The sequence below is a fragment of the Phormidesmis sp. 146-12 genome, from assembly GCF_052939495.1.
Genome location: NZ_JBJPHS010000075.1, coordinates 1 through 20,077 on the forward strand (window position 1 = coordinate 1; position 20,077 = coordinate 20,077).

19 protein-coding genes are annotated in these 20,077 nt (G+C 48.8%); 10 read left to right on the forward strand and 9 right to left on the reverse strand.

What is annotated here, in order from left to right:
* Positions 1-156 precede the first annotated feature (156 nt).
* Positions 157-1,134, reverse strand: coding sequence for an IS110 family transposase (locus tag ACKFKF_RS24925; RefSeq protein WP_446870154.1), 978 nt, complete (start codon positions 1,132-1,134; stop codon positions 157-159).
* Positions 1,135-1,607: 473 nt separating this feature from the next.
* Between ACKFKF_RS24925 and ACKFKF_RS24930 the strand changes: the two genes are divergently transcribed.
* The gene (locus tag ACKFKF_RS24930) at positions 1,608-2,459 is read left to right on the forward strand and encodes an SH3 domain-containing protein (protein ID WP_446870155.1); all 852 of its coding nucleotides are present in this window, start codon (positions 1,608-1,610) and stop codon (positions 2,457-2,459) included.
* Here the strand turns inward: ACKFKF_RS24930 and murQ are convergent.
* The 6 genes from murQ to ACKFKF_RS24960 all read right to left on the reverse strand — a co-directional run bounded on the left by murQ (position 2,456) and on the right by ACKFKF_RS24960 (position 8,963).
* Positions 2,456-3,430, reverse strand: a complete 975-nt coding sequence (gene murQ / locus ACKFKF_RS24935) for an N-acetylmuramic acid 6-phosphate etherase (protein WP_446870156.1) — start codon at positions 3,428-3,430, stop codon at positions 2,456-2,458. The genes ACKFKF_RS24930 and murQ overlap by 4 nt on opposite strands.
* Before the next feature lie 122 nt (positions 3,431-3,552).
* Complete coding sequence (locus tag ACKFKF_RS24940) at positions 3,553-3,954, reverse strand: DUF3110 domain-containing protein (RefSeq protein ID WP_446870157.1); 402 nt, start codon at positions 3,952-3,954, stop codon at positions 3,553-3,555.
* A 197-nt stretch (positions 3,955-4,151) separates the two neighbouring features.
* Positions 4,152-4,382 carry a hypothetical protein gene (locus tag ACKFKF_RS24945; protein ID WP_446870158.1) on the reverse strand — a complete coding sequence of 77 codons (231 nt, stop codon included), beginning with the start codon at positions 4,380-4,382 and terminating at the stop codon, positions 4,152-4,154.
* Positions 4,379-5,935 carry a nickel/cobalt transporter gene (locus ACKFKF_RS24950; RefSeq protein ID WP_446870159.1) on the reverse strand — a complete coding sequence of 519 codons (1,557 nt, stop codon included), beginning with the start codon at positions 5,933-5,935 and terminating at the stop codon, positions 4,379-4,381. The genes ACKFKF_RS24945 and ACKFKF_RS24950 overlap by 4 nt, the downstream gene beginning before the upstream one ends.
* Before the next feature lie 50 nt (positions 5,936-5,985).
* Positions 5,986-7,287 carry a tetratricopeptide repeat protein gene (locus tag ACKFKF_RS24955; protein ID WP_446870160.1) on the reverse strand — a complete coding sequence of 434 codons (1,302 nt, stop codon included), beginning with the start codon at positions 7,285-7,287 and terminating at the stop codon, positions 5,986-5,988.
* 215 nt (positions 7,288-7,502) lie between these two features.
* The gene (locus ACKFKF_RS24960) at positions 7,503-8,963 is read right to left on the reverse strand and encodes a DUF4331 domain-containing protein (protein ID WP_446870161.1); all 1,461 of its coding nucleotides are present in this window, start codon (positions 8,961-8,963) and stop codon (positions 7,503-7,505) included.
* Between the two features lie 496 nt (positions 8,964-9,459).
* Between ACKFKF_RS24960 and ACKFKF_RS24965 the strand changes: the two genes are divergently transcribed.
* The 5 genes from ACKFKF_RS24965 (at position 9,460) to ACKFKF_RS24985 (ending at position 13,846) form a co-directional block, all read left to right on the forward strand.
* Positions 9,460-10,254 carry an SDR family NAD(P)-dependent oxidoreductase gene (locus ACKFKF_RS24965; protein ID WP_446870162.1) on the forward strand — a complete coding sequence of 265 codons (795 nt, stop codon included), beginning with the start codon at positions 9,460-9,462 and terminating at the stop codon, positions 10,252-10,254.
* Positions 10,255-10,377: 123 nt separating this feature from the next.
* The gene (locus ACKFKF_RS24970; RefSeq protein ID WP_446870163.1) at positions 10,378-11,328 is read left to right on the forward strand and encodes an aldo/keto reductase; all 951 of its coding nucleotides are present in this window, start codon (positions 10,378-10,380) and stop codon (positions 11,326-11,328) included.
* Between the two features lie 681 nt (positions 11,329-12,009).
* Positions 12,010-12,702: a deoxyribonuclease V gene (nfi, locus tag ACKFKF_RS24975; RefSeq protein WP_446870164.1), complete on the forward strand. Its 693-nt coding sequence runs from the start codon at positions 12,010-12,012 to the stop codon at positions 12,700-12,702.
* An 81-nt stretch (positions 12,703-12,783) separates the two neighbouring features.
* Positions 12,784-13,227: an NADAR family protein gene (locus ACKFKF_RS24980; RefSeq protein ID WP_446870165.1), complete on the forward strand. Its 444-nt coding sequence runs from the start codon at positions 12,784-12,786 to the stop codon at positions 13,225-13,227.
* Positions 13,228-13,270: 43 nt separating this feature from the next.
* Positions 13,271-13,846, forward strand: a complete 576-nt coding sequence (locus ACKFKF_RS24985) for an exonuclease domain-containing protein (RefSeq protein WP_446870166.1) — start codon at positions 13,271-13,273, stop codon at positions 13,844-13,846.
* Between the two features lie 483 nt (positions 13,847-14,329).
* Here ACKFKF_RS24985 and ACKFKF_RS24990 read toward each other — a convergent pair whose 3' ends face one another.
* Positions 14,330-15,685: a cobyrinate a,c-diamide synthase gene (locus ACKFKF_RS24990; RefSeq protein WP_446870167.1), complete on the reverse strand. Its 1,356-nt coding sequence runs from the start codon at positions 15,683-15,685 to the stop codon at positions 14,330-14,332.
* A 34-nt stretch (positions 15,686-15,719) separates the two neighbouring features.
* Between ACKFKF_RS24990 and ACKFKF_RS24995 the strand changes: the two genes are divergently transcribed.
* The 3 genes from ACKFKF_RS24995 to dpsA all read left to right on the forward strand — a co-directional run bounded on the left by ACKFKF_RS24995 (position 15,720) and on the right by dpsA (position 19,002).
* Positions 15,720-16,514, forward strand: a complete 795-nt coding sequence (locus ACKFKF_RS24995) for a cobalt-precorrin-6A reductase (protein ID WP_446862072.1) — start codon at positions 15,720-15,722, stop codon at positions 16,512-16,514.
* Between the two features lie 660 nt (positions 16,515-17,174).
* Positions 17,175-18,065, forward strand: a complete 891-nt coding sequence (ypfJ, locus tag ACKFKF_RS25000) for a KPN_02809 family neutral zinc metallopeptidase (protein ID WP_446862071.1) — start codon at positions 17,175-17,177, stop codon at positions 18,063-18,065.
* 388 nt (positions 18,066-18,453) lie between these two features.
* Positions 18,454-19,002, forward strand: a complete 549-nt coding sequence (dpsA, locus tag ACKFKF_RS25005) for a DNA starvation/stress protection protein DpsA (protein WP_446862070.1) — start codon at positions 18,454-18,456, stop codon at positions 19,000-19,002.
* A 19-nt stretch (positions 19,003-19,021) separates the two neighbouring features.
* On the opposite strand, the gene ACKFKF_RS25010 is transcribed toward dpsA, so the two are convergent.
* Positions 19,022-19,159, reverse strand: coding sequence for a hypothetical protein (locus ACKFKF_RS25010; protein WP_446870168.1), 138 nt, complete (start codon positions 19,157-19,159; stop codon positions 19,022-19,024).
* A gap of 2 nt (positions 19,160-19,161) precedes the next feature.
* Between ACKFKF_RS25010 and ACKFKF_RS25015 the strand changes: the two genes are divergently transcribed.
* Positions 19,162-19,863: a sirohydrochlorin chelatase gene (locus ACKFKF_RS25015; RefSeq protein ID WP_446870169.1), complete on the forward strand. Its 702-nt coding sequence runs from the start codon at positions 19,162-19,164 to the stop codon at positions 19,861-19,863.
* The last annotated feature ends 214 nt before the right edge of the window (positions 19,864-20,077 follow it).

Sequence of the window (20,077 nt, forward strand, 5' to 3'; positions counted from 1 at the left end):
GCCTGGGGGGTTCAACTCCCAAGTTGAGGGAGGCAAAAATGTTGGTAATGACAAGCAAAAATGGGGGACTTTGAGCCGTCGTCCTGGCTTTGAACTTTGGAACTTTCTCTGGGTCAAAGTCCCCCAGCATGGGGGATTTAGCGATTATCTTGAATGTCAAGCCGGAAGCGCAACTTTTTCAGGGCTGGCTTCTTCAGCAGGAGGCTGCCAAGCCTTGCCCTGTTTCACGATTGCATTAAGAATGGTCAGCAACTTGTGCATACAAGCGACTAAAGCCACTTTCTTTAACTTGCCACGATCGAGAAGGCGATTATAAAACGCTTTCAACACCGGATTGTAACGAACGGCAACCAAAGCTGACAGGTACAACCCCTGCCTGACGGGCGCACGACCGCCAAAGATCCGCCGCTTGCCCTTCATCTGACCACTGTCATAGTTCAGGGGGGCCACTCCGACTAAGGTGGCGATCTGCTTGTGCGTCAACTGTCCCAACTCTGGCAAACTTGCCAGTAACGTGGCACTCATCACCGACCCCACGCCGGGAACGCTCACCCACCGCTTTTGAGTGTGCTGCCACCGCTCACACTGATTGATCTGCTCTGTGCTCGTACTGTCGAGTTCCTTGACCTGCTCTTGCAACCAGTCGATAGGCTGCTCGACGTTGGCTTGGGCTTTGCCGCGCAGCAAAGCCGCCCGATTGCGCTCCGAGGTCAACATCTCGACCAACTGCCGACGGCGCGTCACCAGATCGTTCAACTGCTCTTGGGCTTCACTTGCCAGGGGGCGCACCGGAGGCTGCATCGCTTCCCCAAACCACGCCAGCACTTTGGCATCCACCTGGTCGGTTTTTGCCAGTTGATGGGCGGCTTTGGCAAAGTTGCGTCCTTGCCGGGCGTTGATCACCGACACGGCATAGCCCTGCTGGGTTAGCCAAACGACCGCTTGTCGCTCATCGCCGCCCGTCGATTCCAGCACCACCCGCTTCACCTGTTCAGGGGCGGGCAGATCTTGGCTCAATGCCTCTAATCCCAAGTCGCTGTTCGCCACCTTCAGGCTTTGTCCACAGGGGCGAAGATGAACGTCCAGTGTCCGTTTACTGACATCAATGCCAATGTACAAATTCTCTAGTGTCATGAGTTGTTCCCAATATTGGGTGTCCTTGGGGGGTCTCAGACCTGACCTCTACCTTGCGTCATTCGGGATACTTCCGCTCCCGGCCGATGATTCGAGGTTCTTCTGAGCAATCAAGCATGGGGCGACCCTAGCTAAATCCCGATTTCGTGAATCTTAGGGGGGTCGGTCTGCCACTCTCTTAAGATACAAGGGGGCTGAAGCTAAATTAAACGAAGCGAAACCGCGAGAATTACAGGTTGGTTAATTCACGATCCTTAGAATCCTGAATTAAATAAACTTAGCGAATTAATTTGCCGCTCTTCCTACTGCGAAGGCAGAATTCGTGCTTGTAGGCGTGGTTTTAACCGCCAGCTTTTTTAACTCTCGATCGTTCGGTGAAGGTGTGCTGTGATTCTCTCCTATCAAGGACTTTCGTAAAATTGGGCGATCGCTGCTGTAGTTACTTACCGTATCGTCACGTCTGGTTTTTGGTTATGAGAAATGCACCTTTGTGGATTGCGATCGCCGTCGCCTGTGCGGCCGTTGTGGGGGCAAGTATTGCGGCAATCGTTCGTCTAAATCCCCCCCCTCAAACTCCGGTGGCTCAGTCCACGCCCTCACCAAAACCTTCTGCACCTGCACCCACGCCCTCGACTCCGCCCACTCCTGAGCCAAAATTAGAGGACTTTCCGCGTCAAAAAGTTGTTCTCAGTGATGAAACTGATGATGATCCTGAGTTTGCAGCATTTCGTCAACGGTTGCAGAAAGCTGTCCAAAAGCGAGATGTTCGATTTGTGTCGGCGCTGATTCCTGCTAGGGGCGTTTCGATGGGATTTGGTGTCCCCCAATCGCTAGAAAGTCTGAAGCTGAGTGACCCCAAGGCAAGACTGTGGGGCATTTTGGAAAAATCGCTGTCGTCTGGGTGCGGCAAAAGGAACGTTCGATCGGCAGAGACGCTAGATGGTTGGATCTGTCCGACGGTGCAGGATGCCTTTGCAAAGCAGTTTCCACCGCCACGCGAGTCGAAGGGCATTGAATACTCGCTCTCTAAAGTGATTGTGGTGGGCGATCGTGTCAATGTCCGTTCAAGACCCAGCCTCAACAGTCCGGTGATTGCGGTACTGTCAAATGAAGTAGTGGACTTCGATCGTCCAATATTTGAAAATGGACAGGAGGAGCAGATTGAGGCCTACAGCCCGATCGAGGGCTGGACTCCAATTATTTTGCCCAATGACAAAAAGGGTTATGTGTTCAATCGCTATGCGTTTCACCCGTTGGAGTATCGCGTAGTCTTGAGGAAAGCAGAAGGTCAGTGGCAGATTGTGGCTATTCCGGGTGGAGATTAGCCTGTTTGCATTTCGTTCGACAACACTGCTTGCCGCAGATTGCCTTGATGAGTTGCCAGGAGCCGATCGCTTGATTCTTTGTCCAGTCCTGTCCAGTGCATGAGGAGGGCTAGTTTTACAGATCGTCCACTTTGTTCGAGTAGGTAGCCTGCTTCTTCGCGGCTGAGATCGGTCAGGTCTTGCAGAATACGGAGGGCGCGATCGTGTAGCTTGCGATTGGTGACGGCGACATCGATCATGCGATTGCCATAAACCTTGCCCAATTTGACCATCGTGCCCGTCGAGAGGATATTTAAGACCAGTTTGGTGACGGTGCCCGCTTTGAGTCGAGTCGAGCCAGCCAATACTTCGGGCCCAACCAACAGGCGAATGTCGATATCTACTTCAGCGCTGACTTGATCAGCAGGCACACAGGCAATAAATATCGTCGTCGCCCCTCGCTGTCTGGCCGCTTGCAGTGCACCATGAACATAGGGAGTCGTGCCCCCAGCCGTAATGCCAACGACGACATCGAGTTGAGTAATGTGATGATGCGCGATCGCCGCCGCCCCGTCTTCTGACAAATCTTCCAATCCTTCAGAGCTTCGCAACAGCGCCCCTGCCCCCCCGGCAATAATTCCTTGTACGAGGTCGGGGGGAGTACAAAAGGTAGGCGGACATTCTGCGGCATCAAGAACTCCCAACCGTCCACTAGTGCCAGCCCCGATATAGAAAAGTCGTCCTCCCTGACGCAGCGCACGAGCCGTTTGATCGATCGCCTCTGCTATCTGAAGTTTGGACTGGGCAATGGCAGCGATCGTCTTTGCATCTTCCCGATTAAACAACTCCACCAATTCCACAGTCGAAAGCTGATCTAAATTCAAGCTTTCAAGATTCACCTGCTCTGTCAGCAAATGACCGCGTTCTGAGGGAGGAGAAAGGAGGGAGGAGGGAGGAATATTGGCATCTTCGGTTTGCGGTTCTCGATTCATCCTTCCGTCTTCCTGTGTGATTTCAAATTCTGTCTTAATTCCCAGATCAGGCAAGGTGTGAAGAGAATTCAGAACAAAACCTGAAGCTCTCCATCCCTCATCCCTCATCCCTCATCCCTTCCCTACAAAAGCCCTTCCAACTGTCGCCGGATGCGATCGAGTTCGCTGTTTGGCATCTCTGAATCTGGCGGAGGAGCTTCTTTGCCGTCGGGCTGCCAGTCGGTGTCTTCGCGGTTGGCTTCGGGGGGAGAGAGGAGGAGGCGATCGAATTCGTCTTGGGGCACAAAGCCTTTGGGAATGAGCTTGGATTCGTAATCGGCACCTGTGCAAAACTCTTCGATTTCGGCGCGATCGATTTGCTCAACGATCGGGGTGGGAAAGTCTTGAGCTTCGAGCAGCAGGGCATAGCGGGTCGCGTCGTCCTCTTCTTCAAACATCAGAACGACGTTGCGATGACCGATGCTGATGGTGTGAATTCCTGTATTTTCGTTGTCGGCAGTAAACAGGAGGACGAAAACGCGCATGATTCTACAGTAAAGTTTGGTTCATTTTTTAGGGTACTGCAATATCAGCCCTTGATTAAATCTGAATCTGAGGGTGCCTCGTTGCGGCGGCTCAAATAGTCAGGCAATTCACCAAACGTAATATTGAGAGTTTGACCTGCACAGGTTTTGTTCTCACAGCCGCGAGTTAATTCGCTGGGTTTACAGAATCTTTGTCCTTATTCTTCTTCATCCTCTTCAGGTGGGTCGTCTGGCTCGTTGGAGTCGAGCGATCGATTATTGGGGGGCAACGTTTCAAAGGGAGTCACACTAGCGTCGTTGACGGTGGAATTGGGGGGCGTGCTTTTGCCGCAGAGGTGGCTGAGATCTCGAATCTGACCGTCTTTTAGCTGTTCATAGCAAATTACATTCGGGAGAGCCAGTTGAGCCGTTAAAAATAGATCAATCATCGGAGTCCTCCAATTTCTAGCAGTGCTTTAGTCGAAATGCCTAAGCCCACGATCGCCATACACAAGGCCCCGATCGCTGGGAGACGATGGACAAATTTTAGGGAAACAGGCATGTCTTGAAATAAGTGTTTGGCGTAGACTAGCAGCAAGCCCAATCCGGTCAAAACGCCCGCCAATCCTAGACTAAATGCCAGCACCAGAATGAGTCCAAATGCAACTTTGCCGAGTGCGATCGCTCCTAATAACAATACTAACGCTGCTGGACAGGGCATCAATCCACCCGAAATTCCTAATGCTAAAAGGTTACTCCAGGTTACAGGTGAGTCAGTCGGTAGGTGATCAGGGTGCGAATGACCGTGAGTATGGTTGTGTGAATGACTGTGAATAGGCTTGTGTGAGTGGTCATGTGAATGTTTATGTGAATGATCGTGTGAATGATCGTGTGAATGATTGTGACCCAACAACGGCATCGACTTTTGGAAAAATCCTAACCGCTGGAAAAATAAACTAAATCCAATCGTAATCACTATTACACCTGATCCTAAACTCAGCCAGGGATAGAGTTGTTCAGGCAAAACATATTCAGCCGCAAATAGAGTGATTAATCCCAGCGCGAAGACTCCGATCGTATGAGTAATCGTCGTAATGAATGCTAAAAACAACGCATGTTGAGGAGTAGCCCGCGTACCGACTAAATACGCTCCGACGATAGTTTTGCCGTGACCAGGAGACAACGAGTGCATGGCTCCCCAAATGAAGGCACCCACAATCGCCACCCAGATGCCATTAGATGAAGTCCAGTTGACAGGTAGAGGAGACGATCGCTGATAGCTAGGGGTCAGGATAGCCTTCAAATCAGTGAGAGAATGAGAGCCTTCTGGACGAGCTAACAACGGGGTAGCATTGGCAGGAATTTCGCCTTGAGTAAACGACAGATTGACGACAGATTCTTGGAGCGGCGTTGTCAGCAAATCTTGGGGATAATTTTTGAGGGCATCGGTCAAAGAATTGCGGTAGCTAGAACTATCAAATATGTTCACATTGTTGGGATTGACTACGATTTCTCGCCAACCGATATGAGCGCGATCGTTGTTATCTTCAAATCTCAGTTGATGCGGATCTGATGATTCTAAGTCAGGAATGTTGCCCATCATTTCCCACTCCATTCGCAGCGTAGATAATCCGCCTGCACCGGGAGGCAAACTCACCGTTTTGCTTTTTAGCTGTAAGGGAACGGAGTGGCGATCGACTTCCAGGATCAAGTTGTTGGCATAGCGAGGCGCGATCTGTTCTAGATAAGCCTTAAGTTCTGTGTCAGAGGTAGATTTGTCGTGATTAGTGTCGGCAATTTGCAACGCCTGAAACGCTGGAATCTCCGCCATATCGACGACGGATTGAATGGTAACTTGATGAGGCGCGATCGACAGTTGAGAAAAGTGATTGATCGTAAAATTACCCAACGGATGAGCAGCCGCGACATCAGCAAATCCAAACAGTTCTACAAAGACTATTAACAGAAAAATGAATTGATAGAGAACCGAAAGTACGTTCATAACATTTCTGAAGTGGAAATAGAAAGTAAACACCAAATGGAATAGAAGATTTATCGATCGACAACACCCATTTGGGTCAACAGTTGATGAGCGATCGTAGCTTGTAGAGGATGAAAAACTGGATTAATGCTGAGTGCCCGTTGGAGAAAAGTAATTGCTTTGGCGTTCTCTCCAGCGTTGTGATAAATGACTCCAGCGTGATACAAAATTCGTGAATCTGGCGTGTCTAACCGTAATGCTTGATCGATCGCTGTTCTCGCCTCAGACAGTCGCCCTAATTTGCACAAACACCAGGCTAAAGCATCAAACGTGTAGATGTCCGATCGCGTCATGCGTTCCTGTTCGATCAAGTGCAGCGCTTTGTCTAGATGGCTTTCTCGATCTGCCCAAAACAAAACAAGTTGATGAGCGTAAGCTTTCTCAAACGGGTCGCCGCCTGATTTCACCAAAAAATCTACGAGATCATATTGCCGTTCAGCTGAGTCACGATCGCCCAAATATGCAAACAAATCTCCCAACGCAATTGCAGTATCCGGTAAAGGCATTTGAGACTGCGATCGCTGCCAAAAATTCACTGCCTGACTCCAATCTTTTGCCGTCAGACGGGCCCGCGCTTTTGCTGACAATGCTAAGGGATATTCTGGAAACGCTTGCAGCGCTTGGTCAATTGCTTGTTCTCCCGCTGTCCAATTTCCTGCATTGAGTAGTTCGAGTCCGAGATGAACCCGATACCAGGCAAGCCCTTCGCGATCGTGACGATTTGCTGTCTGAATTGCCCGACGCAGAAAAGCGATCGCATCGAATGACTTGCCCCGCAGCGAGTGTAAATAAGACAGTCGGGCATAAACCGGAGCGCTCGGATGGTTAGCAGTTAGCGTCTTAGCAGTGGACTGTGCAGCCGTATACGCTCCCAACTCGACCTGAGCATCTATGAGAGCCGTCTCAATTTGGGGATCATGGGGAAGCCGAGAAAGCAGTCTCTCAGCCAGATTTAGCCCTTCTCGAAAGCGATGTTCGGTGAGCAACAAACTGAGGTGCAGCTTCAGAGCATCCTCATTGTTGGCAGCAACCTTTAGGGACTGCTCCAACGCGGATTCAGCTTTGATCGTATTGCTAAAATCGCCTGTTTCTCGACTTTTGAGCAAGTAAGCAGCAGCTAACTGATTGTAACCATCCGCCTCATCGGGCAAGTATCGCACCAGCGTTTGGGCGACTTGTAACCGTCGATCGGCAAAGCTGGAAGAAGCAATCTCATAACTAGCCGCCAGCGTCGATCGGCCCTCCAATCCCAACACCAAAATCCCCACCAAAATCAACCCTTTCAACCCCTGCACAATCCTTTGCCAAGACATAGACCGTTCCCTGGTTGCTACTCGATCGCTGTTAAATCCGCCATCTCAGGAAGGTAGTTTTAACCCGCGAAGGCGGATTTTGTTCTCGTAACCGCGAATTACAGCCATTTTCATTTGCATTCACCACACCCCACACCCCACACCCGTGATGACAGGACTGTGGCTTACCCAATCAGTAACCGCTGTAATTCGCCAGGTTTATCTAATTCACAATTCTAAGTAGTCTTAGGCGGAGGATTACCCGAAAGCGGCGTTCCTAGATAGGGAAAGCGATCGAGAAATGGCACACTCGGACGATCAACCCCATCCCCCAAAGTATTGTTAGGCGCAACATTCGTCGCAGGCGTAAAAGGCGTTCCTCCAGCGACAGCCCGCAACTCAATATCTACCACATCATCAATCACACGCCGCCCATTCGGAAAGCCAGCCAGATCGCCGCCGAGCAGTCCCAGACGGTTTTGTTGACCTACGGGAGTCGGAGGAATGGCGGTATTCAGTCGCAACAGTTCGTGAGGCTTGCCATCGGACAAGAACGTCGTGAACTGAGGCGCACCCGGCACAGAATTAGCAGGAATCCCCGTCGCAAAAATCGCCACCAGATCATTGCGGGGTGCAGGCGGAATCGTGATGCCAAACACCGATCGCATCAGTTTCGGCAATTGAGGATCAACCACAAATTGAGCAAACTGAGCATCGTTTTCAGGCTCGCTGGCATTGAATTTGTCCTTTAGACCCAGAGGAATCACGACTTCATTCACCAAAGGACTACCCAGGCGAGATACTTGAATCGGTTTTGAGCAGTTGCCTGTAGAAGAAATCTTGGTCGCACAGCGGCTTGCGGTTGAATAGACACCAATCACTGCATTCGGATCAGTCGGATTGGTGGTCATTTTGCGATTGCGCGTCAGATCTTTAATCGGAACCTCGATCGCCAAGGTATTCACGCTAAACTTCCCGGTGGTATTTCTGCCGCCTGTGTCGCTAATTGACCGAAAATTCAACACATCAAACACACCGCCCAGATCAACATAGAACCCTTCCGATCGTTGTCCCGCAAAGACACGATAGCCATTGTTGAGCGTGTAGACTGCCTGAGAAGCTAGATTTTCATAGTTGGGTGTAGCTCGGCTGCCAATGTTGCTCGGTGGCACCAAAAGCCCTCTTCCTAACACTTTGCGCTGTTGTCCCATGCCCATAAAGCCGCGCCGAATCTCGGTCACTGTATAGCGTTGGCGCTGGTTAAAATCGGGGTCATCATTGGTACTAATTACACCGTCTTGATTCGGCGCAACCATGCCGAGAACACTATCTTTATTGACGAATTCTGTTTGAAATTTGAAGCGATAAGTAATGTCGTCACCGCCGTCTCCCCGATTGTTGACTTTAATGTCATAGAGAACATCATCCCCAAACGGATAGAACTGTGGCCCCCCTGAAATCGGCTCTAGGGGAATGTGATTCCAGAGCAGTGTAACGGTGTCTTCTCGCCCTGGTTCATAGCTGCGAAACGCATAAACATCTGTGTTGTCTGCTAACGGATCTCCTGCAATCAGCGGGGCTTCTCGATGGCTAGAGGCCAGTGTCGGTTGCTGAACAATCCCCCAACTTAAAGTCAGGCAGAGAAGTAGAGCGATCGACCATCTCAACCGGGTCATAGCGGTCTGTAAGGCTACCATTTTAGTAGTCTCCCAAGTGTGAATAGGTTTTGAGCAGTTCTATGCGCGTAGGTGTTGTCACCGGATGAACGTTCGCATTGAGAAAGCTGTCTATTTGGGATTACGTCCGGGTTTGTCGATCGGATCTCTCACGACATAAATTTGATGAACCCAAAGATTGCGTGGAATGCTGATGATGCGTTTCGTATGGCTCAATACATTACAGGAGACAGTTTTGTTTAATTCACGATCGTTAGCGCAAATTGGGGAAAAATTCTCACGTTTAAGTAGTCTTGCGAATTCAACCATCAGGTAGATGTAGAGCAACTAAAAGAATCTTCGCGACGGGCGCGGTCTTCCTCAAACTGACTTCTCAAACCTGAAAGAAGAATTCATCTACTCCTCAGTAAAGACGCACTTCTACGACTGCAAAATTAAGATAGGACAGACTAAATACAAAATTCATATCATCTATCATCGCGATCGTCTGAAAATTGCTCCAGCAGGAACCCAAATTATGAACACTTCATCTAATCGTCCGCTTGCTGTCGTGACAGGTGCCTCCAGTGGCATTGGTTATGAACTCGCAAAACAATTTGCCGAAAATGGATTTGATCTACTCATCACAGCGACTGACTCAAAGATTAACGAAATGGTTCAGACCTTTGAGCAACTTGGCGCTCAGGTCAAAACGGTGCAAGCTGACCTGGCCTCCTATGAGGGCGTTGAAGCCCTCTCCGATGCGATTAAAGCAACGGGGCCTGTGGACGCGATCGCCATCAATGCTGGAGTGGGAATCGGAGGTAAGTTTATAGAGACAGACTTGCAGAAAGAACTTAATTTAATCGAACTCAACGTGGTTTCTTCGGTGCATCTGACCAAACGAGTCGTAAAACCGATGGTCGAGCGAGGCAAAGGGCGGATTTTGTTTACATCGTCGATCGCGGCTCTGATGCCAGGCCCCTTTGAAGCGGTTTATGCAGCATCGAAGGCATTTTTGCGGTCTTTTTCAGAGGCGCTTCGCAACGAGTTAAAAGACACAGGTGTGACTGTAACGGCACTGTTGCCTGGGCCCACAGATACTAACTTTTTCAACCGCGCCGAGATGGATAATACTAGAGCAGCCGCCAGTAAGAAAGATGATCCGGCTCAGGTTGCCAAGCAAGGCTTTGAAGCGCTCATGTCAGGCAAAGACGAAGTAGTTGCAGGATCGATAATGAATAAGGTTCAGGCAGCGGTGGTTCAAGCTCTACCAGAGCCGGCCAAAGCTGCAATGCATCGTCAATTGACTGAGCCAGGATCGGCGGACTAAAGAGAAGGCAACACTGCAACAGAGCTGTCGTAGGGTGTGTCAAGTTACGCAAACCGCACTACCCTACGCAATCTTTGGGTTTATTAAATTACGGCCTTAACCATGAGCAGTAGAGAGCAAACTATGTCAAATTCAGAAATGCTTTATCGAGAACTCGGCAGTACTGGAGAGCAAGTCTCTGCGATCGGACTTGGCGGATGGCACCTCAGCTTGCCCCATGTAGAAGAATCACTTGCCATTCAGATTGTTCGGACTGCTATCGATCGCGGCATCACCTTTATGGACAACTGCTGGGACTATAACGATGGAGTCAGCGAGACTCGCATGGGTAAAGCACTCCGGGACGGCTATCGAGACAAAGTATTTCTGATGACCAAACTGGATGGTCGATCAAAGCAAGAAGCAACCAAACAGCTTGATGAATCTCTGCGTCGCCTGCAAGTTGACCACATCGATCTTGTGCAGCATCACGAAATTTTGCGCTTTGAAGACCCCCATCGCATTTTTGACCCAGAAGGTGCTCACGCTGCTATCTTGGAGGCTCAGCAGGCGGGTAAGGTGCGCTACAGTGGCTTTACTGGGCACAAAGACCCCTACATTCATCTCCACATGCTAGAAGTAGCAGACCAAAACGGCTTTAAGTTTGATGCAGTCCAGATGCCGCTCAATGTCATGGATGCTCACTACCGTAGTTTTGCAAAGCTCGTAGTTCCAGAACTTGTCAAGCGTAACGTTGGTATTTTGGGAATGAAAAGTATGGCAAACGGAATTTTGCTGCGATCGAAGACAGCTACTGCGATCGAATGCCTCCACTATGCGCTGAATCTGCCTACGTCAGTCGTGATTACAGGAATGGATAGTCTGGAGATTCTTGATCAAGCATTTAACGCCGTCCAGACCTTCCAACCGATGACAGATGAGCAGGTACAAGCATTGCTAGCAAAAACCGCAGAAGCTGGATCACGCGGGGAGTATGAACCGTTCAAAACCTCCTCTATTTTTGACGGGACGGCTCAACATCCACAATGGCTCGGCGACGAACCCCAACGCATTCAGCAATTGATGTCTGCCTGATTGTTAAGTCTATTAGCGCATATCAGTCTGTCGGTTTTCTAATAGAGACAACGCTCTACTTGAGGCGCAGAACTAACTCTGATACGAATCTAAAGAAAAAATATCAACGTCTCAATCCCTCGCCTCTAATGAACCAGAAGTGAGGGCTTTTTTGAGGCACAGATTAAGGCGGCTGAGTGATGCATTTGAGTAGAAAGTAGAGCAAACCGAAAGATAGGGGATTTGCAAACAAATAACGTCCCACCGCTTCGATTCTGACCCGCCCCTCGACTGAAAGTCGGAGCTAACAGAACGAAGTCCACTAAAGGGACTAAACAGCCCATGAGGAAGAGGTCTTCAGTCCTTTTCAAAGGACTTTGCCCGGTTAGCCCCGACTTTCAGTCCAGGGTGGGTGAGCAACGGAGCAGAGAGACTTTTTCGGGGACTTTATTAAAGCGCAACTCCCTAGGCTCGATCGACTTCTAAACTTAGTGCTTTCACGATTTCTTCTATGCTCGAACCCGCTTCTTCAAAAAAGTTGTGGTTTGCCCTTGACGCATTGCAGTACATTGTATTACTTTTGTAGTATAATGTGAAACATAAAGGAGTTAAGCTCTATGACATATCTTTTGAATTGTCCAAATTGAGCCTATTCAGTGCTAGATTCAATCAGTTCTTTAAGCCGTTTTCTGGCAGGTCTCCATGCAGCCTTCTCTGTTGACTTTAACCCAGTCAGCGACTCCCGAAACCGCGATCGCGCTTCAGCAAGCATTACGGAAGTGGGTGGTGAGAGAGGATGACTTTGGCACAGTGCAAACGGTGGCTGGCGTGGATGTGGGCTTTGAGGACGATGATTGTATTGCCTGTGCAGCGATCGCTGTGTTGCGGTTTCCTGATCTCCAGGTTAAAGAATCTGTAGTGATTCGTCGTCCGATGAGCTTTCCCTATGTTCCAGGATTGCTGGCATTTCGAGAAGTTCCGGGGGTAATGGAAGCCTTGGCAAGCCTGCAAACTTTACCGGATCTGTTGCTATGTGATGGTAATGGATATATTCATCCGCGTCGCTGTGGATTTGCTTGTCATTTGGGTGTTTTGAGTGGCTTACCTACAATTGGGGTCGCAAAAACGCCTTACCTGGGAGAACATGAACCACTAGCAGAACATCAAGGGGCGTGGCAACCAATTTATGACGCAGGTGAAGTGATTGGAGCCGTCGTTCGCACTCAACCCAACATTAAGCCTGTCTATGTTTCTATTGGACATCGAATTAGTCTAACTAGCGCGATCGACTCTGTATTACGCTGTGCGCCCAACTATCGTCTTCCTGAAACAACCCGTCAGGCAGATCAACTATCTAAAGGACACACGCCTCCAGTACAAGCTACTGAAACATAGGGGTTTGTTCAACAATCAACCTGCACAAATCATAGATGCTGTTCTACCATCGTGGAGGTCACCCTAACTTCAGGATTAACAATGACAATTTACTTTTATGTTGAACGAGAAAAGCCCTATGGGTGCTTCTCCAATTTCTCAGCGCATGGCTTTATGTTAGATGAATTGTATTGGGCAACCAGCGAACATCATTTTCAGGCTCAGAAGTTTGTCAATACTCCTTTTTTAGAAAAAGTACGTCAGACTAAAACTCCTAAAGATGCAGCTAACATGGGGCGCGATCGTGCGCTTCCGCTCCGGTCAGACTGGAACCAGGTAAAGGATGAGGTTATGCGAAAAGCAGTGCTGCAAAAGTTTAGAACCCATGCAGACATTCAAGAAATTTTGCTCAGCACAGGGGACGAAGGGCTAGTAGAAAATTCTCCGATCGACGACTACTGGGGCTGCGGCAAAGATGGAAGCGGTCAAAATAAGCTAGGACAGATTTTAGTTGAAGTGCGTGAGATTTTACGACAAACGCTGTAAGTCGGAGTTAGCTATGAGAGAAGTCAATGATGAGCCTAAACCAATGAACCTAGATCAATACGACCATTTTTTAGTGGTTGATTTGGAGGCAACCTGTTGCGATCGGGGAGCCATTCAGCGGCACGAGATGGAGATTATCGAAATTGGGGCCGCTATAGTCGAGTCACAATGTTTGGCGGTCGTGGATGAGTTTCAAACCTTTATCAAGCCCGTTCGCCACCCGATGTTGACGGAGTTTTGTCGATCGCTAACCTCGATTACTCAAGTGCAGGTTGATCAGGCTCCTGGATATGTGGAAGCAGCGACTCGACTTAAAAACTGGCTATCAAACTACTCAAATGCTGTCTTTGGTTCCTGGGGTGACTATGATTTCAACCAATTTCAACAAGACAGTCAGTTTCATAAGGCTTCCTTTCCGATCGCGTTTTCTCACGTCAACCTCAAGCAACAATTTACGCAGGTTCAAGGCTTACCTAAGCGATATGGAATGTCACAAGCATTACAACTAGCAGGCATTAAGCTAGAAGGAACTCACCATCGAGGCATCGACGACGCTAGAAACATTGCCAAACTACTGCCATTTATTTTAGACCGACAACGCCTCCATCCTTGCGCTTAAACCAAGAATCATTAGTCGTCATTAATCGCTAAGAACTAATCACCAAGAACCCACTACTTCAAGATTCTCATAATTAATTTAACGTCAGTTCGATAAACTTCTCCGCTTCCCGCTCTTTGAGATAATTCGCAAGAGGTTGCAGATCCGGGAACGCCTCCTAAATCCCCCACCAGCGAGGGACTTTGAAACGGAAATCTTGTCTAAAAGTCCCCCAGATTGGGGGGTTGGGGGGCAGAAGCTTGACAACAAAGCGAAAATCGGCGTTTCTGATTGAAAGGATGAATCTGTAGGGAAGTGTCAACTTTTCCGCCCCCTAAATCCCCCAAAATTGGGGGACTTTGAACATTTAGTTCCCCTTCGCATTAGGGCAATTCATCCCGTGGTTCAGCAATGCCCGAAAATCTTGCATTGAATTCACGTTAATTTAGGACTGCTGTAGGTTGACGATCGCTAATACATCCTACAAATAAACTAACCAATTGTTTAACGATCGCTATCACCATATCTCAAACAATGCTCTAGAAATCGGGCTGGTAGGGCTGGCTGTGCCCCAAAATGTAGATGAGTGTATGATGCATGAACTTGATAGCGCTGCCAACCTTCTGACTTGAGAGGAATGCTGGAGTGGTAGCCTCGAAGATCAAATAAAGGCTGCTCAGGCTCAGTCACAGTAGAGCGATGAAACTCATGACCCCATACTCGATCGCCCACTTGAACGATCGGACTATTTTGTAGCGCAGTGGCTTGTCGATATCCTAATGTCAGGCGCTTTCCCATTGTGGCAGTAGTGGGGAGAATGCCCGTCATAGGATGCGATCGTTCCTCAAAATCGACAATCTGCTCACACAAATACATGAGTCCGCCACACTCTGCATAGGTCGGCATCCCAGATCGAATGGCCGTTTGTACAGCATGACGCGCTGAATGGTTTTGGGTTAGCTCGGCGGCAAACACTTCAGGAAAGCCACCTCCGAAATACAATCCCTGTATGTTTTCTGGCAATTCTGAATCCTTTAAAGGACTCCACGCTACTAGCTCTGCACCTAACTGTTTTAGTAAGTCTAAATTGTCAGCGTAATAGAAACTGAAGGCAGCATCTTGAGCGATCGCGAGTCGAGGGGTGAGGCGTGAGGCGTGAGGCGTGAGGCGTGAGGCGTGAGGCGTGGATTTTAGTAACGGCAGCAAATTTGTCCAGTCAAAACAGGTTTCTCCTAGATGAGCTAGTCGATCGACCAGCGCATTCAAATCTGTGAGTTCTGCGGTGGGAATGAGACCCAGGTGGCGATCGGGAATCACAATGTCATCCTGACGACGAAGAACTCCTAAAATAGGGAGGTTGAGCGGTTTGAGCGCGTCGGTGAGCAATTCTAAATGGCGATCGCTGCCTACTCGATTTAAGACAACGCCCGCAAACTTTAGGCGCGGATCAAACGTCTGATACCCGTGGGCAATGGCAGCAATCGATCGCGACAAACTACTGCAATTTAGAATCAACAGAATGGGTAAATTTAACACTCTAGCAACATGAGCCGTACTGCCAAAATCATCCACGCCAGTCGCACCATCAAACAACCCCATTACGCCTTCAACGAGAGCATACTCAGCCTCTACAGTATGTTTCTCAAAGCAGTGTTGAACATAGGATTCAGAGGTCAAAACGGGGTCGAGATTGCGGCACGATCGACCCGTCACATCGCTGTGAAACATTGGATCAATATAATCGGGCCCGACTTTAAAGGATTGTACCTGTTGACTTCGCTGCCGCAGTGCTGCTAATAAAGCTAACGTGACGGTGGTTTTGCCGACTCCGCTGCGTTCTCCGGCGATGACGATGGACATGGTGGGGATGAGGGATGAGGGATGAAATATTAGTATGAGTGATCTTAAGCGAGTTTTGATTTTGGGGGGGACGGGGGATGCGGCGGAGTTGGCGGCGATCGCTTCACAGTTAGACAAGGTGGAGGTGATTAGTTCTCTAGCGGGGCGGACTCAACAGCCGATAGCGCCGATCGGGTCAGTGCGGGTTGGCGGATTTGGGGGCGAGGCGGGACTGCTGGCGTATTTACAGGAATATCAGGTGAATTATTTGATCGATGCGACTCATCCTTTTGCGGCTCAGATTTCCTGGAATGCGGCGGCGGCCGCGACGAGAGCAAACATTCCTCATCTGATGCTGGTGCGTCCTGCTTGGCAAAAGAAATCGGCTGATCTTTCTGAGACATCTGCTAAAGAAGATCGTTGGCTTGAAGTCGATCGCATTGAAGCGGCGGTGACTCTATTAGAAAAGCAAACAGGTCGAATATTTTTGACGATCGGTAGACAACAACTCGCCCCATTTGCCCGCTTGCAGCATCTTTGGTTTCTGATGCGATCGATTGATCCGCCTGATCCCACTTTGCCGCTTCCTCAAGGGAAAATGCTGTACGATCGCGGCCCTTTTACACTCGAACAAGAACGTAAGCTAATCATCGATTACAACATCAATCTGATTGTGAGTAAAAACAGTGGCGGGAATGCGACTTATGCAAAAGTAATTGCAGCGAGAGAAATGGGAATCCCAATGATCATGATCAATCGTCCTGCAATGCCATCTGTTACACAAGTCTCAACCGTAAATGAAGCCCTAAATTGGCTAAAAAATATATTGCAACGCGACATACAACTTTAATTCACGTCTCGCATTTGAACGGACTAATACCAAATCAACCAACAAATGATACTCATAAAAATCAGTTAATTAACCGATTTCTATCTCTCAAATTTGAAAAAACCTATCAGGGAAGCCGTTTCAAAGTCCCCCAAAATGGGGGATTTAGGGGGCGAGGATCTGTATCAGTAACTAGTGAATTTGGTATAAGGAGATCTTGAGGTCATCTGCGGGGCGTTTCCCCAATTTCTTAAGAGACGTGAATTCGATGAAGTTTTTTCGCTTCGTTGCTGGGTTATACCAAATTGATCTTTGAGTGCTACAGATCTTGGAGAGCAACCTAAATTCGCCACTTGTAGGGGACTTCAAGCCGAAGAAGTCTCGGATTCTCAAAGTCCCCAGAATGGGGGATTTAGGGGCAAGGATCTGTAGCAAGTAACCGTTGATTTGGTGTGAGAACGGGCTATTTCAAAATTCTCACAACTAATTTATGACTGCCCTATCAGCAATCCGCTATCCCAATGCTGAACTTGAGGTTCTACTCAAAAAGTTCACATTCTAAAGGGGGATGATCTCAATTAGCTTCGAAGATATGCTATCAACAATTTAGCAGAATAAAAATAATAGAACCTGCTGACTTGAGCAATAGACCTGCAAACTAGACATTGGAGAGTTGCGATCATGGATTGGGAAAAGGGGCGTAGAAGTACCAACGTTGAGGATCGGCGCGGTCGGGGCGTTTCGGCTCCTATTGTCGGTGGTGGTATCGGGACACTCCTTCTAGCATTGGTAGTAACGTTGTTAGGCGGCGATCCTAGCGTTCTATTTGATCAAGGCAATTCGTCTGGAGAGCGTCCTGTTGCGACTTCACCGCAGACTCGATCGCGCACTGGCAGCCCTCCAACCGATCAGATGTCTGACTTTGTATCGGTGGTTTTGGCGGATACCGAAGACACTTGGAGTGAGATTTTTAGACAAAATGGCGGCAGATATGTCGAGCCAACGTTGGTTCTGTATTCAGATGCTGTTGAGTCTGCTTGTGGGTTTGCGCGATCGGCAGTTGGCCCGTTTTATTGTCCCCGTGATCAAAAAGTCTACATTGATCTTAGTTTCTATCAAGACCTCAAGAGCAAATATCAGGCACCGGGAGACTTTGCCCAGGCTTATGTGATCGCTCACGAAGTCGGACATCATGTTCAAAATCTATTAGGCATTTCAGACAAAGTGCGATCTCTTCGAGATACCCGCAAGGGGTCGCTCCAAAGTCGGTCAAGTCAAGCAGAAGCCAATCAACTCTCGGTCAGACTAGAGCTACAAGCAGATTGTTTTGCCGGAGTTTGGGGAAATCGTGCCCAACGATCGCGACAAATTTTAGAGCAAGGTGATCTCGAAGAAGCGCTGACGGCCGCGAGTGCAATTGGAGACGATCGACTTCAAGAACGCGCCAAAGGCTATGTGGTTCCAGAATCTTTTACTCATGGCAGCGCGGCTCAACGAGTCCGATGGTTCAAAAAGGGCATTGAGACAGGCGATCCAGAACAGTGCAACACATTTGCTGGAACCAATCTCTAGACAGCATTCACGGCGGCAAACTAGAGACTCTATCCTCAAGCGCCATTCTCAACCATCCTCTTTTGCATCGGAAGTCTTGTCTAAGGCGTTGCTGATTGGAGGGATGACTCTGTGGGAAGTGTTAATCTCTTCGCCCCCTAAATCCCAAAAAATGGAGGACTTTGAACCTTGGGGTTCCCGCCGCTTTGGGGCACACCCCCTGATTCAGCAACGCTTTGTCTAAAAGTCCCTCAGATTGGGGGGTTGGGGGGCAGAAGCGCCAAACACCGAAGCGAAAAAACCTTGTCAAGCTGACATCAGAACAACTCTGACTGGAAAATGCCCGATCGATTTGGTAAATTAAGGGCGATCGACTTCCGATCATCCGCAATCTAGAGGGGCAAAAAACATGGCTGATGTACAGACCGTCGTCAGGAGCTTTGGCGAAATCTCTGAAAATGCAATTCTGTTAGAGCGTAATGTTACCGTTCCGATTTGTGAAGGATTCAACATTGCTCTATCGAGTTTCCAAGCGTTGTATTTGCAGTATCAAAAGCATCACTTTGTCGTGGAAGGGGCTGAATTTTATTCATTGCATCAGTTCTTTAATGAGAGTTATGAAGCGGCTCAAGGATACGTTCACAAAATTGGAGAACGGCTGAATGGATTGGGAGGAATCCCGGCCGCAAGCTTCACCAAATTGGCAGAACTCTGCTGCTTTGACCCCGAATCAGACGATCTCTACGACTCGCGAGCAATGGTCGAACATGACCTAGCAGCCGAACAAGCGATCATCACCATGCTGCGACGGCAAGCTTCTCAGGCAGAAAGTCTGGGCGATCGCGCCACTCGTTACCTCTATGAGCAAATTCTTTTAGAAACTGAAGATCGGGCCTTTCATCTGGCTCACTTCTTGGCTCACGATAGTCTGACGCTTGCCTACGTACAGCGCAACTAAATACCGCAACATAGCGCAACTAAACAGATAGGGACGTTGCTGAATAGCGAGTTGATCCGCATTCAGCAATTTCCTGACCATCGAGCCACTTTGACAAGATCTGGCCATCGATCGCCACAACTTCTATAATTGGCTTATCTTCGTTGTGTAGGTGCATTCTTGCCTTCCTCCTCGGCCTATTTGTTAGTTTCTCACGGCAGTCGCGATCCCCGTCCCCAGGCGGCAATGACTCAACTTGCGACCTTGATTCGGCAGAAGATTCAAGCTCCAGTTGAGACAGCAACTCTAGAATGTTCTCCTTTAGCGCTTCACGAACAGATTCAGCAGTTTGGTCAGACGCTAACGCCGCACAGTTCCATTCAAATCGTGCCTCTGTTTTTGCTGCCGGGGATGCATGTGATGGAAGACATTCCCAGTCAAGTCAAAATTGCTCAACGATCGCACCCAGGAACGATTGCCATTTCTCCTCATCTGGGTACTCATCCAGGTCTCAAGGATCTGCTCACCAGCCGTTTAGATTCTCAATCCGCCCACATTTTGTTATCTCATGGCAGTCGGCGATCGGGCGGCAACCAATCTGTTGAACCGTTGGCAAAGGCTCTCAATGCAGTCCCCGCTTACTGGCTCGTTGCCCCAAGTTTAGAAACTCGACTTCAGGAATTAGCCAGCCAGGGACACGCTAAGGTGACTATCTTGCCTTACTTTTTGTTTCCAGGCGGAATTACTGATGCGATCGCTCAAAGCGTTGAGCAGTTGTCTCTTCAGTTTTCCAATCTGCATCTGACGCTGACGGCTCCCCTCGAAGTTAGTGATACCCTGGTCAATCTTCTAGTCGATCTAATTTTGCAGCCTTGCCCTTAAACGCATATTCTGGGATAAAAGATTGAAACCTTTAGGTTAATTTAATATTTTCTTGAGAAATCGGTATTTGATGCTGCAAATTTCACAGAACTAGCTGTTTAAGCTGTCATCATGCCATTTCTTAAACAGTGCAACAAAAACGAAGACATTGGACATTAAACCGAGGACATTAGACCCTAGCTCAAGAATTTAAGGTTCTCCAACGTCTCCACCC

What these genes read in the sequence shown, in the direction of transcription:
- ACKFKF_RS24925 (WP_446870154.1), bottom strand. Translation starts at nt 1,134, where the DNA reads ATGACACTAGAGAATTTGTACATTGGCATTGATGTCAGTAAACGGACA.
- ACKFKF_RS24930 (WP_446870155.1), top strand. Translation starts at nt 1,608, where the DNA reads ATGAGAAATGCACCTTTGTGGATTGCGATCGCCGTCGCCTGTGCGGCC.
- murQ (WP_446870156.1), bottom strand. Translation starts at nt 3,430, where the DNA reads ATGAATCGAGAACCGCAAACCGAAGATGCCAATATTCCTCCCTCCTCC.
- ACKFKF_RS24940 (WP_446870157.1), bottom strand. Translation starts at nt 3,954, where the DNA reads ATGCGCGTTTTCGTCCTCCTGTTTACTGCCGACAACGAAAATACAGGA.
- ACKFKF_RS24945 (WP_446870158.1), bottom strand. Translation starts at nt 4,382, where the DNA reads ATGATTGATCTATTTTTAACGGCTCAACTGGCTCTCCCGAATGTAATT.
- ACKFKF_RS24950 (WP_446870159.1), bottom strand. Translation starts at nt 5,935, where the DNA reads ATGAACGTACTTTCGGTTCTCTATCAATTCATTTTTCTGTTAATAGTC.
- ACKFKF_RS24955 (WP_446870160.1), bottom strand. Translation starts at nt 7,287, where the DNA reads ATGTCTTGGCAAAGGATTGTGCAGGGGTTGAAAGGGTTGATTTTGGTG.
- ACKFKF_RS24960 (WP_446870161.1), bottom strand. Translation starts at nt 8,963, where the DNA reads ATGGTAGCCTTACAGACCGCTATGACCCGGTTGAGATGGTCGATCGCT.
- ACKFKF_RS24965 (WP_446870162.1), top strand. Translation starts at nt 9,460, where the DNA reads ATGAACACTTCATCTAATCGTCCGCTTGCTGTCGTGACAGGTGCCTCC.
- ACKFKF_RS24970 (WP_446870163.1), top strand. Translation starts at nt 10,378, where the DNA reads ATGTCAAATTCAGAAATGCTTTATCGAGAACTCGGCAGTACTGGAGAG.
- nfi (WP_446870164.1), top strand. Translation starts at nt 12,010, where the DNA reads ATGCAGCCTTCTCTGTTGACTTTAACCCAGTCAGCGACTCCCGAAACC.
- ACKFKF_RS24980 (WP_446870165.1), top strand. Translation starts at nt 12,784, where the DNA reads ATGACAATTTACTTTTATGTTGAACGAGAAAAGCCCTATGGGTGCTTC.
- ACKFKF_RS24985 (WP_446870166.1), top strand. Translation starts at nt 13,271, where the DNA reads ATGAACCTAGATCAATACGACCATTTTTTAGTGGTTGATTTGGAGGCA.
- ACKFKF_RS24990 (WP_446870167.1), bottom strand. Translation starts at nt 15,685, where the DNA reads ATGTCCATCGTCATCGCCGGAGAACGCAGCGGAGTCGGCAAAACCACC.
- ACKFKF_RS24995 (WP_446862072.1), top strand. Translation starts at nt 15,720, where the DNA reads ATGAGTGATCTTAAGCGAGTTTTGATTTTGGGGGGGACGGGGGATGCG.
- ypfJ (WP_446862071.1), top strand. Translation starts at nt 17,175, where the DNA reads ATGGATTGGGAAAAGGGGCGTAGAAGTACCAACGTTGAGGATCGGCGC.
- dpsA (WP_446862070.1), top strand. Translation starts at nt 18,454, where the DNA reads ATGGCTGATGTACAGACCGTCGTCAGGAGCTTTGGCGAAATCTCTGAA.
- ACKFKF_RS25010 (WP_446870168.1), bottom strand. Translation starts at nt 19,159, where the DNA reads ATGCACCTACACAACGAAGATAAGCCAATTATAGAAGTTGTGGCGATC.